The sequence below is a fragment of the Pseudomonas trivialis genome, assembly GCF_001439805.1.
Lineage (GTDB): Bacteria > Pseudomonadota > Gammaproteobacteria > Pseudomonadales > Pseudomonadaceae > Aquipseudomonas > Aquipseudomonas trivialis.
This window is the reverse complement of record NZ_JYLK01000038.1, coordinates 1-1308: the sequence shown is the minus strand read 5'-3', so window position 1 is coordinate 1308 and position 1308 is coordinate 1. Positions and strand designations below refer to the sequence as shown.

The following is a 1308-nucleotide window of genomic DNA, read 5'->3' as shown; positions in this document are numbered from 1 at the left end:
GGTTCTTCACGGATTACCGGGAAAGACGTTCTTGATCTTCATGAAAAAGAATTCGCTATCCCGGTAACCGTACGCCATCCGCTTGATGACCTTTATTCGATTGTTTATTCCTTCCAACTGACCCGTATGCATCGGCCAGCGAACCCGGCTGACGATGCCCCGCCAGTAACTCTTTAGCCGTTTGGCAAACTGGATCAGAGGTGGTATCTCGCTTTCATGAGCATGATGCAGCCATTGCTGCCAGGCTGATCGCCAGCCCCAGGCGCTGCTAGGTGCCCAAAGCGTTTTGAGTTCAGCCTTCATTAGATAGACTGTCATCAATGCTTGGTTGGCCGCCAGCAGGTCCTTTAAACGTACCTGTTGCTCCGGCGTTTTCAGGTTCTGCGGGTTGCGTAGCAACAGCCATCGCGCTTGCTTGATGACCTTTCGGGCAGGCTTGTCATGGCGTAGCCGATTAGCTTCATCGACGCGGACCCGATCAATCACCTCTCGGCCATATTTGGCCACCACATGAAAGAGGTCGTACACCACTCGCGCTCTCGGGCAGTGTTGACGAACCTCTAGGTCAAAAGCGGTATTCATGTCCATCGCCACCGCTTGGATTCGAGCACATCCCTCTGGCCCCAGCTCTTCGAAAAAAGGCCGAACCGCAGCCCGGCTGCGGCCTTCGCCGATCCATAGCACTCGTCGTGTATCGGCATCCAACACCACACTGGCGTAGCGATGCCCTTTGAACAGCGCGAATTCATCCATCACCAGGCGTCGTGGTTGCGCCTTCGGCAGCGTGGCCAACGCCGCCTGTAAGGCTCGACGCTCCAGCAACCGAACGGTGTCCCAATGCAGCCCAAACATCTGGGCCACGTGCAGGGTGGGAAGTCGCTCGCAGGCTTGAATGACCGCATCGGCCAAACGACGCGTCATGCGGGCATAGCGATCCAGCCAACTGACGGCCTCCATGCGTTTGCCACAGTCGCGGCAACCAACACGCCTGAGCAAAACGCTGAGGCGCACCGCACGACCGAGAATGGGTAGATCACGAATCACTCGCTCGCAATACTCATGAGTGGTTGAACAGGTTTTTTGGCACCCTCCGCAGAAAGGGAAGCGGGTGGTGTGGGGTGTGAGATCGATCTGGAGACCGTCACCATCAGGCTTGATGTTGACGACAGAAAAACCCTCCCAAAAAGGAAGGAAAGTATTAATATCGTGCATAAGAACGCCGGTTTGGTAGATGTGTTTGCTCGCACGAACATCATCAATCAAATCGGCGTTCTTGTTTCTGTCTTTCCCGGGATTCCGTGAAGAACC

General features: G+C 55.3%; 1 protein-coding gene. It reads right to left on the bottom strand.

Annotated features, from left to right (window positions below):
• Window positions 1–6 precede the first annotated feature (6 nt).
• Window positions 7–1212: an ISL3 family transposase gene (locus tag TU79_RS24830; RefSeq protein WP_082638728.1), complete on the bottom strand. Its 1206-nt coding sequence runs from the start codon at window positions 1210–1212 to the stop codon at window positions 7–9.
• Window positions 1213–1308: the final 96 nt, after the last annotated feature.

Coding starts and splice junctions, on each gene's coding strand:
- TU79_RS24830 (WP_082638728.1), bottom strand. CDS start 1,212: ATGCACGATATTAATACTTTCCTTCCTTTTTGGGAGGGTTTTTCTGTC.